Annotated in this window: 17 protein-coding genes and 1 pseudogene; 11 read left to right on the forward strand and 7 right to left on the reverse strand. The window is 65.1% G+C overall.

The genetic code is table 11. The features are described 5' to 3' along the window. The first annotated feature begins 23 nt into the window (after positions 1–23). The 4 genes from M4578_RS20100 (at position 24) to M4578_RS20115 (ending at position 1651) form a co-directional block, all read left to right on the forward strand. Positions 24–386, forward strand: a complete 363-nt coding sequence (locus M4578_RS20100) for a RidA family protein (RefSeq protein ID WP_258095013.1) — start codon at positions 24–26, stop codon at positions 384–386. Between the two features lie 71 nt (positions 387–457). Beyond that, positions 458–841, forward strand: coding sequence for an NADH:ubiquinone oxidoreductase subunit NDUFA12 (locus M4578_RS20105; protein WP_258095014.1), 384 nt, complete (start codon positions 458–460; stop codon positions 839–841). 4 nt (positions 842–845) lie between these two features. Further along, on the forward strand, positions 846–1295 hold the full coding sequence (gene mlaD, locus M4578_RS20110) for an outer membrane lipid asymmetry maintenance protein MlaD (RefSeq protein ID WP_258095015.1): 450 nt from the start codon (positions 846–848) through the stop codon (positions 1293–1295). Further along, complete coding sequence (locus M4578_RS20115; protein ID WP_258095016.1) at positions 1292–1651, forward strand: DUF2155 domain-containing protein; 360 nt, start codon at positions 1292–1294, stop codon at positions 1649–1651. The genes mlaD and M4578_RS20115 overlap by 4 nt, the downstream gene beginning before the upstream one ends. Here M4578_RS20115 and aat read toward each other — a convergent pair. The 5 genes and pseudogenes from aat to acs all read right to left on the reverse strand — a co-directional run. Then, positions 1615–2250, reverse strand: coding sequence for a leucyl/phenylalanyl-tRNA--protein transferase (gene aat / locus M4578_RS20120; protein ID WP_258095017.1), 636 nt, complete (start codon positions 2248–2250; stop codon positions 1615–1617). The two genes, M4578_RS20115 and aat, sit on opposite strands and share 37 nt — an antisense overlap. Before the next feature lie 49 nt (positions 2251–2299). Then, on the reverse strand, positions 2300–3655 hold the full coding sequence (gene accC / locus M4578_RS20125) for an acetyl-CoA carboxylase biotin carboxylase subunit (RefSeq protein ID WP_258095018.1): 1356 nt from the start codon (positions 3653–3655) through the stop codon (positions 2300–2302). Between the two features lie 12 nt (positions 3656–3667). Further along, positions 3668–4153 carry an acetyl-CoA carboxylase biotin carboxyl carrier protein gene (gene accB / locus M4578_RS20130; RefSeq protein WP_258095019.1) on the reverse strand — a complete coding sequence of 162 codons (486 nt, stop codon included), beginning with the start codon at positions 4151–4153 and terminating at the stop codon, positions 3668–3670. A gap of 217 nt (positions 4154–4370) precedes the next feature. Further along, a complete protein-coding gene (locus tag M4578_RS20135; RefSeq protein ID WP_258095020.1) occupies positions 4371–4868 on the reverse strand; it encodes a hypothetical protein in 498 nt (165 codons plus the stop codon). A gap of 330 nt (positions 4869–5198) precedes the next feature. Further along, positions 5199–7257: pseudogene (gene acs, locus M4578_RS20140) on the reverse strand (acetate--CoA ligase); the annotation flags it as partial. Positions 7258–7684: 427 nt separating this feature from the next. Here acs and M4578_RS20145 point away from each other — a divergent pair. From M4578_RS20145 to M4578_RS20155, 3 genes are all read left to right on the forward strand, one after another. After that, positions 7685–8701: a C4-dicarboxylate TRAP transporter substrate-binding protein gene (locus M4578_RS20145; RefSeq protein ID WP_258095021.1), complete on the forward strand. Its 1017-nt coding sequence runs from the start codon at positions 7685–7687 to the stop codon at positions 8699–8701. Between the two features lie 106 nt (positions 8702–8807). Continuing rightward, entirely contained in the window at positions 8808–9440 is a 633-nt protein-coding gene (locus M4578_RS20150; protein WP_258095022.1) for a TRAP transporter small permease subunit, read from the forward strand. Beyond that, the gene (locus M4578_RS20155; protein WP_258095023.1) at positions 9437–10834 is read left to right on the forward strand and encodes a TRAP transporter large permease; all 1398 of its coding nucleotides are present in this window, start codon (positions 9437–9439) and stop codon (positions 10832–10834) included. The genes M4578_RS20150 and M4578_RS20155 overlap by 4 nt, the downstream gene beginning before the upstream one ends. Before the next feature lie 71 nt (positions 10835–10905). On the opposite strand, the gene M4578_RS20160 is transcribed toward M4578_RS20155, so the two are convergent. After that, positions 10906–11100: a PepSY domain-containing protein gene (locus M4578_RS20160; RefSeq protein WP_420854826.1), complete on the reverse strand. Its 195-nt coding sequence runs from the start codon at positions 11098–11100 to the stop codon at positions 10906–10908. Positions 11101–11567: 467 nt separating this feature from the next. Here M4578_RS20160 and M4578_RS20165 point away from each other — a divergent pair, with 467 nt between their 5' ends. Beyond that, positions 11568–11756: a PLD nuclease N-terminal domain-containing protein gene (locus M4578_RS20165; protein WP_258095025.1), complete on the forward strand. Its 189-nt coding sequence runs from the start codon at positions 11568–11570 to the stop codon at positions 11754–11756. Positions 11757–11801: 45 nt separating this feature from the next. Beyond that, the gene (locus M4578_RS20170; RefSeq protein WP_258095026.1) at positions 11802–11966 is read left to right on the forward strand and encodes a DUF1328 domain-containing protein; all 165 of its coding nucleotides are present in this window, start codon (positions 11802–11804) and stop codon (positions 11964–11966) included. Between the two features lie 168 nt (positions 11967–12134). Here M4578_RS20170 and M4578_RS20175 read toward each other — a convergent pair whose 3' ends face one another. Beyond that, the gene (locus M4578_RS20175; RefSeq protein WP_258095027.1) at positions 12135–12935 is read right to left on the reverse strand and encodes a response regulator; all 801 of its coding nucleotides are present in this window, start codon (positions 12933–12935) and stop codon (positions 12135–12137) included. A gap of 113 nt (positions 12936–13048) precedes the next feature. Between M4578_RS20175 and M4578_RS20180 the strand changes: the two genes are divergently transcribed. Next, entirely contained in the window at positions 13049–13219 is a 171-nt protein-coding gene (locus M4578_RS20180) for a NepR family anti-sigma factor (protein ID WP_258095028.1), read from the forward strand. Beyond that, positions 13216–13776, forward strand: a complete 561-nt coding sequence (locus M4578_RS20185; protein ID WP_258095029.1) for an RNA polymerase sigma factor — start codon at positions 13216–13218, stop codon at positions 13774–13776. Before M4578_RS20180 ends, M4578_RS20185 begins: the two co-directional genes overlap by 4 nt. The last annotated feature ends 19 nt before the right edge of the window (positions 13777–13795 follow it).

Consider the following 13795-nt stretch of genomic DNA (forward strand, 5'->3'; position numbering starts at 1 on the left):
CCTTTTTCGTGCGAGGACGGAACATGACCATCAGACGTATTTCTTCCGGCGGCGCCTTCGAGGCCAAGATCGGCTATTGTCGCGCGGTTGTCGCGGGCGGCTTCGTGCATGTGGCGGGCACGGTCGGGCAGGGCGACAGCGTCGAGGAGCAGTGCCGTTCGGCGCTGGAGGTGATCGGCAAGGCGCTGGACGAGGCGGGCGCGAGCTTTGCCGATGCGGTGCGGGTCAATTACTACCTGCCGGACGCGGCCGAGTTCGAACTCTGCTGGCCAATCCTGGCCGAGACCTTCGGGGCAAACCCGCCGGCGGCCACGATGATCGAATGCAACCTGATCGCACCGCAATACCGGATCGAGATCGAAGTGACCGCCCTGGCGCCGGCGTAAGCCGGATGCGCGCTGGACCTTCGGCGCCGAATTCGCCATATAGAAAACAGGAAGATACCGAGGAGTCGTCCATGGGCATTCTGAACTCGCTCGTAAGCGCTTTGACCTGGTGGAACGGGGCCACGCTCAACACCCGTCTCTGGAGCAGCCGCAACGGAACCCGTGTGGGCGAGGATGAACAGGGCAACACCTTCTACCAGACCAAGGACGGCAAGCGGCGCTGGGTGATCTACAACGGTGAGATCGAGGCAAGCCGCATCAGCCCCGACTGGCATGGCTGGCTGCACTATACGTTCGACGAGCCGCCCACCGACAAGCCGCTGCCCCACAAGAGCTGGGAAAAGCCGCATATCGAAAACCTGACCGGGACGGCGCTGGCCTATGCGCCGCAGGGCTCGATTCGCCAGATCGAGCCCAAGGCCCGGCAGGATTATGAGGCCTGGAGCCCGGAATAACTTCATGACCACGTCCGCCACAGAGGTGTTGGTCGGCGGGGCGGTGCTCGCCGCCGCGATTGCGTTCGGCGCCTATGCGGTGACGACCACGGGGTTCCGGCTGGGGGAGGCGGGCTATCCGCTGACCGCCAGCTTCCGGTCGCTCGAAGGCATCACCGTGGGCAGCGATGTGCGGCTTGCGGGGGTCAAGGTCGGCACGGTGACCGGCATCGCGCTGAACGACGAAACCTATCGCGCCGATATGTCCCTCAGCGTGCAGGACGGGATCCGCATTCCCGACGACAGCGCCATCGTGATCTCTTCCGAAGGGCTTCTGGGCGGGAATTTTGTCGAGATCAGCCCCGGCGGCTCGCTGTTCTATTACGAGGCCGGAGACGAGATTCTCGACACGCAGGGCTCGGTGAGCCTGATCTCGTTGCTGCTGAAATATGTCGGCGGGGGAGGCAACGAATGATCCGCAGTTTGACGCTGGCCCTTGCCCTTGCCGCGACTGCGCTGCCGGCGCAGGAGGCGACCAGCACGGGCAATGGGGCCGTGCTGCGCGGGCTCGACAAGCTCACCGGCAAGGCGACCGATATCGAGATCCTCTCGGGGCAATCGGTACAGTTCGGTCGTATCGAGATCGCGCTGCGCGAATGCCGCTATCCCGAAGGCAACCGGGCCGGCGACGCCTTTGCCTTCCTGACCGTCCGCGAGGCCGGAGAGGCCGAGCCGGTGTTCCGTGGCTGGATGGTGGCCTCCTCCCCCGCTTTGAATGCGATGGATCATCAGCGCTACGACGTCTGGGTGTTGCGCTGCACCACCTCCTGACCCGAGCGCGCCAGCGGGGTTCCCGCGAAATCCGCGGTCTGCGTCAGCGCCTCTGCAAGCCGGGCCCGGTAGTCGGCGCGTGAAATCTCGATCCCGCCCATGGAGGCGAGATGCTCGGTCAGGAATTGCGTGTCGAACAGGGTAAAGCCCGCGCGCCCGAGCAGGTCGATCAGCCAGCAGAGCGCAATCTTGGAGCCGTCGCGGCGGCGCGAGAACATCGACTCTCCGCAAAAGGCAGCGCCGATTTCCAGACCGTAGATCCCGCCGGCCAGCGCGCCATCCATCCAGACCTCGAGCGAATGCGCAAGGCCGCGATGGTGGAGATCGACGAAAAGCGCCCGGATTTCGTGGTTGATCCAGGTTTCGCGCCGGTCGGCGCAGGCGTCGATCACCTCTTCGAAAGCGGTATCGACGCTCACGCGGTAATCGTCCCGTCCGAGCCGCTTGGCAAGGCTGCGCGAGATGTGCAGCCCGTCCATCGGAACGATGCCCCGGCGGCGCGGATCGACCCAGAACAGCTCGGGGTCGTCGCGATGCTCGGCCATGGGGAAGATGCCCGAGCGATAGGCTTGCACGAGAAGTTCGGGGGTTACCGTCATCCACGGCCCCCCCGCGCGCCTGGCGACCGGTATCCGCCGCCGCGCAACATCAGCTTGTGGAGAACGGATCCTCGGCCAGCCATTTTTCCAGCCAGTGGATGTTGTAGTCGCCGGCGAGGATCGCCTCTTCCTGTAGCAGCGCGTGGAAGAGCGGGACGGTGGTATCGACGCCGTCCACGATCAGCTCGCCAAGCGCGCGGTTGAGCCGCGAGAGCGCTTCGGTCCGGTCGCGGCCGCGCACGATGAGCTTGCCGATCAGGCTGTCGTAATAGGGCGGGATCGAATAGCCCTGATAGAGCGCCGAATCCATCCGCACGCCCAGCCCGCCCGGCGCATGATACTGGGTGATCTTGCCGGGGCAGGGGGTGAAGTTCGGCAGTTTTTCCGCGTTGATCCGCACCTCGATGGCGTGGCCGTCGATGGTGAGATCCTCCTGCGTGAAGGACAGCGGATAGCCCTCGGCCACGCGGATCTGTTCGCGCACCAGATCGACGCCGAAAATCGCCTCGGTCACCGGGTGTTCCACCTGAAGACGGGTGTTCATCTCGATGAAATAGAACTCGCCGTCTTCGTAAAGGAACTCGATGGTGCCCGCGCCGGAATATTTCAGCTCGGCCATGGCCTCGGCGCAAGTCGCGCCGATGCGGGCGCGCTCTTCGGGGGTGATGCAGGGGCCCGGGGCCTCTTCGAACACCTTCTGGTGGCGCCGTTGCAGCGAACAGTCGCGCTCGCCCAGATGCACGGCGTTGCCCTTGCCGTCGCCGAAGATCTGGATCTCGATATGGCGCGGCTTCTGCAGGTATTTCTCGATATAGACCTCGTCATTGCCGAAGGCGGCCTTGCCCTCGGCCCGTGCGGTCTGGAAGGCCCGCTCCATCTCGGCTTCCGATGCGGCGACCTTCATGCCGCGCCCGCCGCCGCCGGCGGTGGCCTTGATGATCACCGGATAACCGAATTCGCGGCCGATCTTCTTGGCGGTCTCGACATCGGGCACACCGCCGTCCGAGCCCGGCACGCAGGGCACACCGAGCGCCTTCATCGTGTCCTTGGCGGTGATCTTGTCGCCCATGACGCGGATATGCTCGGCGGAGGGGCCGATGAAGGTCAGCCCGTGATCCTCGACCATCTGCACGAAGCGGGCGTTTTCCGACAGGAACCCATAGCCCGGGTGGATCGCCTGCGCGCCCGAGATCTCGCAGGCCGAGATGATGGCGAGCGGGCTCAGATAGCTGTCGGTCGAGGGGGCCGGGCCGATGCAGATGCTTTCGTCGGCCATGCGCACATGCATGGCGTCGGCATCGGCGGTGGAATGCACCGCAACCGAGGCGATGCCCATCTCGCGGCAGGCGCGGATGACGCGCAGCGCGATCTCGCCGCGGTTGGCGATGAGGATCTTGTCGAACATCGGGGTCGCTCCTTATTCGAGGATGACCAGGGGGGCGCCGTATTCGACGGGGGCGCCGTCCTCGACGAGGATGCGCTTGACCGTGCCCGCGCGGGGGGCGGGGATGTGGTTCATGGTCTTCATCGCCTCGACGATGACCAGCGTATCGCCTTCCTTGACCTGCTGGCCCACGCTGATGAACGAGGGGGCGCCGGGTTCGGGCTGCATGTAGACGGTGCCTACCATGGGCGAGGTCACCGCGCCGGGATGGGCCGCGGGATCTTCGGGTGCCGGGGCCGCTGCGGCGACCGGTGCGGCGGCAGGGGCCGCGGGGGCGGGGGCTGCGACGGCGGTCATGACGGGGGCCGCCTGCGGTGCCGCGCGGCTGACCCGGACGTTCAGGCTGTCGTCCTCGCCGTAGTCGCGTTTCACCTGCAGCTCCGTCAGGTCGTTTTCGCGGAGCAGTTCTGCCAATGCCTTGATAAAGGCCACATCGGCTTCGTGGGTGTCTTTGCTCATGCAATCCTCGCCGGTGATTTGCCGGGCCTTTATTCCCTGGCCCCTTGATTGGGCGCTTATAGGCCATGCGTTTGCGCATGAAAAGCGAGGGTGAGGGGGAAATGCACGCTTGTTTCCGCATTTGACGCTGCGGATAGCGAGCGTCTGGGATCCGCGCTGCCAAAGGGCACGGCTCCCCGGCGCGAGGCCGCGTACAGGGGAGCCGGACGCGGCGGGGTCAGGTGGCCGGGGCGAAGACAGCCTCTTGCGAAAACCCGTGTCGCGGGCCGTAAGTGCCCGTATCCGCTGCGCTCTCGTCCCTGCCATCGGGAACCGTGGGGTCCGGTTTGGACCGGGAGGCGTCGGGCGCCGTTTCGGCGGGTATATGGGGCGGCTCGGCTTCTTCCGAGGCGGACGGTGGCGGGGCGGTGTCGGCAGGGGGCGTGCGGTCGGCGTCGGCGCTGTCCTGAAACACGGCCTTGTGTGCGTCGTTCAAGAGCTTCTCGGCCTGTTTCTCGAGAATCGCGGAGATCTTGATCTGAACGATCGAAGGCGGTGCGACATGGCGCGCCGGGTCGGGCTGCCCGCTCAGGCCGCGCCAGAACCGGGCGGGGGTCTGCCCGGAGGGGCCGGCATCGGCGCCGGTTTTTGCCTGTTCGGAAACGGGTTGCACCTTGGTTTCGGTCGGGGGGCCATCCGGCACTGCCGGTAGGCCGAGAGGATGCCCGGTTGCCAAAGGTGCCGCCGCGGGGGGAACACCTGTAAACTGCATGGATCCACTCCATCAGATACAAAGGCCCCCACGGATCGAGCCTAGCACAAAGCGCGTGCCGCGGCAGCGGTTTTGCGAAACTTATCGGTATTTTCGACCGCGTGGTTAGCCCGGCCTTTCCATTCGCGGGCGCGGCGCACGCAGCAAAAAGGGGCGGCCCCGGATGGGCGCCGCCCCTTTTGTGGCGATTGATGGAGCGACTACCCCTTGTTTGCGCGGTTTTCGATGAGGTCCTCGACGACGGAGGGGTCGGCGAGAGTTGAGGTGTCGCCGAGGGCGCCGAAATCGTTTTNACCCCTTGTTTGCGCGGTTTTCGATGAGGTCCTCGACGACGGAGGGGTCGGCGAGAGTTGAGGTGTCGCCGAGGGCGCCGAAATCGTTTTCGGCGATCTTGCGCAGGATGCGGCGCATGATCTTGCCGGAACGGGTCTTGGGCAGGCCCGGCGCCCACTGGATCAGATCCGGCGAGGCGATCGGGCCGATCTCGGTGCGCACCCAGGTGCGCAGCTCCTTCTTGAGATCCTCCGACGGCTCCTCGTCGTTCATCAGCGTCACGTAGCAATAGATGCCCTGGCCCTTCACCGGATGCGGATAGCCCACCACCGCGGCCTCGGCGACCTTGGCATGCGCCACCAGCGCCGATTCCACCTCGGCCGTGCCCATGCGGTGGCCCGAGACGTTGATCACGTCATCGACCCGCCCGGTGATCCAGTAATCGCCGTCCGCATCCACCCGGCAGCCGTCGCCGGAGAAGTAATAGCCCTTGTATTGCTGGAAATAGGTCTGCTCGAAGCGCTCGTGATCGCCCCAGACCGTGCGCATCTGCCCCGGCCAGCTATCGGCAATCGCCAGCACGCCCTCGGTCGGGCGGTCGGCGATGATCTCGCCGCTCGTCGGCTCCAGCACCACGGGTTTGACCCCGAAGAACGGTTTCATCGCCGCGCCCGGCTTGGTCGCATGCGCACCCGGCAGCGGCGTCATCAGATGCCCGCCGGTCTCGGTCTGCCACCAGGTGTCGACGATCGGGCAGCGGCCCTGACCCACCTTGTCGTTATACCAGTTCCACGCCTCCGGATTGATCGGTTCGCCCACGGTGCCCAGCACCTTGAGCGAGGATAGATCGCAACCGGTTACGAAATCGTCACCCTGGCCCATCAGCGCGCGAATGGCCGTCGGCGCGGTGTAGAACTGATTTACCTTGTGTTTCTCACAAACCTGCCAGAACCGGCTGGCATCGGGCCAGGTCGGCACGCCCTCGAACATCAGCGTCGTGGCGCCATTGGCCAAGGGCCCGTAAACAATGTAGGAATGCCCGGTCACCCAGCCCACGTCGGCGGTGCACCAATAGACGTCGCCCTCGTGGTAATCGAAGACGGTCTCCATCGTCATGGCGGCGTAAACCAAATATCCACCACTTGCGTGCACAACCCCCTTGGGCTTGCCGGTGGAGCCCGAGGTGTAGAGGATGAAAAGCGGGTCTTCGGCGTTCATCGGGCGCGGCGGGCAGTCGGGGGCGGCGTGCTCCATGAGGTAGTTGAGATCGACATCGCGGCCCTGGATCCAGGTGGTCTGGTCGCCGGTATGCTTGACGACGAGGCAGCGCACCTTGTCGGAACAGTGCAGCAGGGCGGCGTCGGTGTTGGATTTGAGCGCGGTCTTGCGGCCGCCGCGGGGCGCGGTGTCGGCGGTGATGACGATCTTGGCGCCGCAATCGTTGATGCGGTTGGCCAGCGCGTCGGGGGAGAAGCCGGCGAAGACGATGGAATGGATGGCGCCGATGCGCGCGCAGGCCAGCATGGCATAGGCGGCCTCGGGGATCATCGGCAGGTAGATGACGACGCGGTCGCCGCGCATGACGCCCTGGGAGAGCAGGACGTTGGCCATGCGGTTCACCTTGTCGTAGAGCTCNCATCGGCAGGTAGATGACGACGCGGTCGCCGCGCATGACGCCCTGGGAGAGCAGGACGTTGGCCATGCGGTTCACCTTGTCGTAGAGCTCGGCATAGGTGATGTGCTGGGCGGGATCTTCGGGGTTGTCGGGCTCGAAGATGATGGCGGTCTGGTTGGCGCGGGTCTTGAGGTGGCGGTCGACGCAGTTGTAGGCGACGTTGAGCACGCCGTCCTCGTACCATTTGATATCGACCTTGCCGAACTCGAAGCAGGTGTTCTTGATCTTGGTCGGCCGCGCCATCCAGTCGAGCCGCTGCGCCTGTTCGGCCCAGAACCCGTCCGGGTCGCTCAGCGACCGCGCGTACATCTCATCGTACCGCGCCGCATCAATATGCGCGCCGGTCACAAACTCGGACGACGGGGGGTAAACCCCGGCAGCGGTGGTTTGAGCATCATCTTTCATGGAGATCCTCCCTAGATCTAAAGCTCTCGAACGCCGCACTGCGGCATTTCCCATCCCTGCGTCGATCATACCGCCGTTCGAAAAGAATGGAATAAGTAACGGTAAACTAAGCGTTTATTTGTAAACTATTTTCGTTAGCGTGCATATAGTTGTAAATATCTTCGCTGGGAGGCGGGAATTTCCCATGGATTCAAGGGGCTCGCTTTCAGGGGCTGTAAACAATCAGAAGCTGTGCCGGGCAATGGGCCCCGTTCACGCGGGTGTGACAAAAGGTTGCGGAATGCAATTGTATACCGAGCAGCGCAATGTGCATGCCCCCAGGCGACGCCACGGCGACTCGGGATCGGGGTTGCGTCATGCGGTCGATGCTCTAACCTCCTGCGCCAAGGCGGTGACACCCGCCGCAATCTTGGGAGGATTGACCGATATGAAACGACTGACGACGACGCTCTGTGTGGCGGCGCTCACCACCGCTTTCGCCACCGAGGCGATGGCGACCGAATGGAACGTCTCGCTCTGGGGCAAACGGCGCGCCTTTACCGAACATGTGCACAAGCTCGCCGATCTCGTCGCGGAGAGGACGAACGGCGAATTCACCATGAACATCTCTTACGGCGGGCTGTCGAAGAACACCGAGAATCTCGATGGGATCTCCATCGGCGCCTTCGAGATGGCGCAGTTCTGCGCCGGCTATCACCCGGACAAGAACCGCGCGATCACCGTGCTGGAGCTGCCCTTCATCGGGGTGAACACGCTGGCGGAAGAGGTGGCCGTGTCGAATGCCATCTACGCCCATCCGGCGGTGGCCGACGAGATGGCGCAGTGGAACGCCAGGCTGCTGATGACCACGCCCATGCCGCAGTACAATCTCGTCGGCACCGGCGCGCCGCGCGACACGCTGGCGAGCTTCGACGGCATGCGGGTGCGCGCCACCGGCGGCATCGGCAAGGCCTTCGAGGCGGTGGGCGCGGTGCCCACCTCTATGACCGCCTCCGAGGTCTATCAGGCGATGGAGGCCGGCGTGATCGACACCGCGTCTTTCGCCCAACACGCGCATCTCAGCTTCGGCACGATCAACGAGGCCGACTGGTGGACCGCGAACCTCAACCCCGGCACGGTGAACTGCCCGGTGGTGGTGAATATCGACGCCTATGACATGCTGACCGACGACGAGCGCGCGGCGCTCGACGGCTCCATCGACGAGGCCATCGCCTATTACCTCGAAAACTACGGCGCGCTGTTGCAGAAATGGGATTCCGTGCTCGCAGAGAAGGGCGTGCAGAAAGTGGTGATCGCCGACGAGGAACTGGCCAAGTTCAAGGAGGTGGGCGGCGATCCGATCCACCAGGCCTGGATCGCCGATATGGCCGGGCAGGGGCTGCCCGCGCAGGAGCTCTACGATCTGGTCTATTCGACGCTGGCCGAGGCCCGCGCCTCGAACTGACCTTTCGACAGAAGAGTCCGGGGCGGGGGACGCATGCCCGCCCCACGCGCCCTCGGTCGTCGGGCCGGGGCCTGCCCCCACCGGTATTTCAGAGAAAGGACCCGCCATGGCCGGACATTCCGCCGTGCTTTCCGACGACTCCGCTGTCAGTCGGCTCGACCGGCTGCTGCAGCATCTCGAATATGCCATGGCTTTCGTGTCGGGTCTGGGCGCCTTCTGCCTGATGTTCCTGGCGGTGGCCTCGGTCGGCGGGCGCGAGCTTTTCAACGAACCGCTGCGCGGCTATGTGGACTGGATCGAGATGGCCATGCCGCTCATCGCGATCTTCGGCATTTCCTATGTGCAGCGCAACGGCGGCCATATTCGCATGGACATCGTCGTGGGGCGTCTCAAGGGCCGGGCGCTGTGGCTGGCGGAGTTTGTCACCACCTTCGGCATCCTGGTGCTGATGGCGGCGCTGGTCTGGGGAAGCTGGGCGCATTTCGACCGCAGCTTCGATCTGACCAAACCGCTCTGGTCGCGGGATTCCACCATCGACCTCGGGCTGCCGCTCTGGCCTGCCAAGCTCATCGTGCCGGTGGCGTTTTCGGTGATGTGCCTGCGGCTGGTGTTGCAGCTCTGGGGTTACGGCCGGGCGCTGGTGCTGGGGCTCGAGACGCCCCCGGCGGTGCCGCTGGTGCAAAGCGCCGCCGAGCAGGCGGCGGCCGAGGCAGAGCATATTCAGGGGCATGATCAATGACATCCATCGAAATCGGCCTCTGGGTCACCGGCGGGCTCTTCGTCATGGTGGTGCTGGGCATGCGCGTGGCCTTTGCGGCGGGGCTGGCGGGGCTTCTGGGCCTCGTTTGGATCTTCTGGGAAAAGCGCAGCTACGATCCCGAGATGCTGGGCTGGGCCATCGGCGTGGCGGTCAAGACCGCAGGGCAGGTGCCTCATGGCAAGGTCGCGAGCCAGGCGCTGAGCCTCATCCCGACCTTCATCCTCATCGGCTATCTGGCCTATTACGCCGGGCTCACCAAGGCATTGTTCGAGGCGGCCAAGCGCTGGATGGCCTGGGTGCCGGGCGGGCTCGCGGTCTCCACCGTCTTTGCCACGGCGGGGTTTGCCGCCGTGTCGGGCGCCTCGGTCGCCACCTCGGCGGTCTTTGCCCGCATCGCCATCCCCGAGATGCTGAAGATCGGATACGACAAGCGCTTTGCGGCGGGGGTCGTGGCGGCGGGGGGCACGCTGGCCTCGCTCATCCCGCCCTCGGCGATCCTGGTGATCTACGCCATCATCGTCGAGCAGGACGTGGGCAAGCTGCTGCTGGCGGGCTTCATCCCCGGCGCCTTCTCGGCGGTGATCTACGGGCTGCTGATCGTCGGGCTTGCGCTGGTCATCCCCAATTTCGGGCCGCCGGTGCGGGGCTTCACCTGGGGCCAGCGCTTTGCCGCGCTGCCGCCGGCGCTGCCGATCCTCGCGGTGGTCGTGATCATCATCTTCTTTGTCTACAACCCCTTCGGCGACGCCTGGGGCACGCCGACCGAGGGCGGCGCGGTGGGGGCGTTCATCATCTTCGTCATGGCGCTGCTGCACGGCATGCGCGGGGCCGAGCTGAAGGATGCGCTGGTCGAGACGGCGAAACTCTCGATCATGATCTTCACCATCATCTGGGGCGTGCTGATCTATGTGCGCTTCCTGGGCTTCGCCGATCTGCCCTCGGCCTTTGCCGACTGGATTTCCTCGCTGCATTACCCGCCGATGGTGATCCTGATCTGCATCCTGCTCGCCTATGCGGTGCTGGGCATGTTCATGGATGCCATCGGCATGCTGCTGCTGACGCTGCCGGTGGTTTATCCGGCGGTGATGGCGCTGAACGGCGGCGAAGGCGTTTCGGCGGCGGAGAGCACCTTTGGCATGTCCGGCGAGATGTGCGCGGTCTGGTTCGGCATCCTCGTGGTGAAGATGGCCGAGTTCTGCCTGATCACCCCGCCCATCGGGCTCAACTGCTTCGTGGTGGCGGGGGTGCGGCCCGATCTGTCCGTGCAGGACGTGTTCCGGGGGGTGACGCCGTTCTTTCTTGCCGATGCGGTGACCATCGGGCTGCTGGTGGCGTTTCCTGCCATCGTGCTCTGGCTGCCATCGCTGGCGTGACATGAAAAACGGCGCCGCCCGGGAGCTGGGCGGCGCCGGTCTGTCGGCCGGGAGAGTGAGGCGGCCGGTCGTTATTCCTTGCGCTTGTTGGTGACGTTGAGAGCGGCGTCGAGGTCGATGTCATATTGCCCGTCGGCGCAATAGACATCGTCGAGTTCGTAGCCGCCGTCTTCCATCTCGATGTCGTCCGGGTCCATCTCGCATTGCATCTCCGCGAGCATTGCCAGGATCTTGGCGGTCTGCTCGGCGGTGGGGGTCTCTGCCATGGCGGGCAGGGCGATGAGGCTTGCGGTCGTGAAAAGCGCGGCGATCAGGCTGCGGGTCATCGGGGTCTCCTCCCTTGGATCTGGCGACCAGCCTCTGGCACGGGGGGTGGAAAGGGAATTCTTAATTTCTAATAGAAGAGCGTGCTCCGGCATGCGTGGTCATGTCCCGGTGATTTCCGGATGCGCAACAAAAGCCGGGTCCGACGGCGTTGCCTTGCTTCCGGGCCAGAGACGCGGGAGTGAGCCTGCTTTGACGCCTGTGCGGCACAGCGTATGTGACGCCGATCTCGCAAACCAGGGAACCTTTCACGCCTAAGCGGCGTTCTCTTCTCAGATCCCGGCACGGCGCCGGGGCATGCAAAATCCGGAAGTCCGAGAACCTGCGGGGCTGGCGCCCCGACGGTGGCCGCGTGCCGCCCCAGGGACGCTCTTGTCTTCCGCCACCGCAACGCAAAGGAGGCTTTGCAATGGAATATGCCGGTATCGGAGGCTTTCTCGTCCTCGTGCTCGACATCTGGGCCATCGTCTCGATCCTCACGTCCCGTGCCAGCACCGGCGCCAAGGTGCTGTGGACGCTGCTGGTGATCGTGCTGCCCATCCTGGGCTTCATCATCTGGCTGATCGCCGGGCCGCGCGCCGCGCGCGCCGTGATCTGACGCCTGAACCATAGTGAAATCAACAGACAACCGGAGGTTCTTCTCATGCTGTCCTGGGCTCTTCTTTTCTTCATCGTCGCCATCGTCGCGGCTGTCTTCGGCTTCGGCGGGATCGCCTCGGCCTCGGCGGGCATCGCGCAGGTGCTGTTCTTCATCTTCCTGGTGCTTTTCGTGGTCACGCTGATCATGCGGATCGCGCGCCGCGCCTGACGCTCGGGCAAGGTGAATGCGCCCGCCGCCGCGCTCGGAGGAGCGCGGCGGTTTTTCGTTCGGGAAAGCCGGGGCGGTGGGCAGGATTGCCCACCCTACGACGCGACGCCGCACGAAAAAGGCGCGCCGGGAGACGGCGCGCCTTTCGAAACAGAAGCAGGACCGGCCTCAGGCCTTCAGCGTCTCCGTCGAGCAGAAGAACATCGCCTGGCTGACCGCCGAGCGGACCTGATCCTCGGAATAGGGTTTCGAGATCAGGAAGGCGGGTTCCGGCCGTTCGCCGGTCAGCAGCCGTTCGGGGAAGGCGGTGATGAAGATCACGGGCCGCGCGCCCAATTCGGTCAGGATGTCGTTCACCGCGTCGATCCCCGAGGAATTGTCGGCCAACTGGATGTCGGCCAGCACCAGATCGGGCACATCCTCGCGCGCCAGCGCGACGGCCGCGTCGCGGGTGCGCGCCACGCCGGTCACCCGATGGCCCAGATCGGCGACGATGCTTTCCAGATCCATGGCGATGATCGCCTCGTCCTCGATGATCAGCACCCGGCCCGAGACCGCATCGGCCATTTCCTGCCGTGCCAGCCGCACCAGCTGTTCGGCCTCGTCCGTCTCGATCTGCATGATCTCGGCCACGTCGGACAGGCTGAACTCCTCGATCGTGTGCAGCAGCAGCGCCTCGCGGCTGTTGGGCGTCAGCGTCGCGAGACGGTCCTGCGCCTTGGCCAGCGCACCGCTGGCCTCGTCCACCACCGGCGCGCCGGTGCTTGCCCAGATGCCATGGAAAACGCGGAACAGCCCCACCTTGGGCGTGCTGGCCTCGGCGGTGCTGCTGCGGTCGGCGAGAATCGCCTCCAGCGTGGCGGCGGCGTAGTTGTCGCCGGTGGTCTGACTGCCGGTCAGCGCCCGCGCGTAGCGGCGCAGATAGGGCAGCGCCGATCCGATGGCCTGGCTCAGATCGCCCTGTGTCATGTCCGATGATCCTTTTTTCGACTTTTTCGGGAACCAAACGTCCCCATGCCGCATTGGTTCCCGCAGAATGGTAAAATAATGCGCGGGCACCGCAGAGAAGAGCAAGGACGGACATGGGTCATACGCGGAGAAAAGACACAGGCGCCGAGGCGATCGACGAGAACCTGCGGCGAGTCTATCAGGACATGCTGGAGGAGAAGGTACCCGACCGGTTTCTTGACCTGATCGCGCAGTTGCGCGCGCAGGACGAGGGCGGCGAGCCCACGGGCGGGGACAGCAAATGAGCGCCGACCCACGCGACGAGATCGTCGAACACATCCCCGCGCTGCGCGCCTTTGCGCTGTCGCTCACCCGCAATGGCGCCGTGGCCGACGACATGGTGCAGGACACGCTGGTCAAGGCCTGGACCAAGATCGGCACGTTCGAACCGGGCACCAACATGCGCGCCTGGCTTTTTACCATCCTGCGCAACACCTATTATTCCAACCGCCGCAAGGCCGGGCGCGAGGTGTCGGACGCGGACGGGATCTTTACCGAAAGCCTCTCCGAGAAGCCGGCGCATGACGGGCGTCTTCAGCTTGCGGATTTCCGCCGTGCCTTTGTGCAGCTCAACGACGAACAGCGCGAAGCGCTGATCCTTGTCGGTGCACAGGGCTTCTCTTACGAAGATGCGGCCGAGACCTGCGGAGTCGCCGTGGGCACCATCAAGAGCCGGGTGAACCGCGCCCGCGCACGTCTGGCCGAGCTGCTCAAGCTCGACGACGAGGACGAACTCGAGATGACCGACCAGGCGACGATGGCAGTGGTCGCGGCAGGGCGCGCCGGCGGCGCGCTCGGCTGATCCGGCCGGCACGCCGGGC

It is taken from the genome of Salipiger pentaromativorans, assembly GCF_024721115.1.
In the GTDB taxonomy this organism is placed as follows: domain Bacteria; phylum Pseudomonadota; class Alphaproteobacteria; order Rhodobacterales; family Rhodobacteraceae; genus Salipiger; species Salipiger pentaromativorans.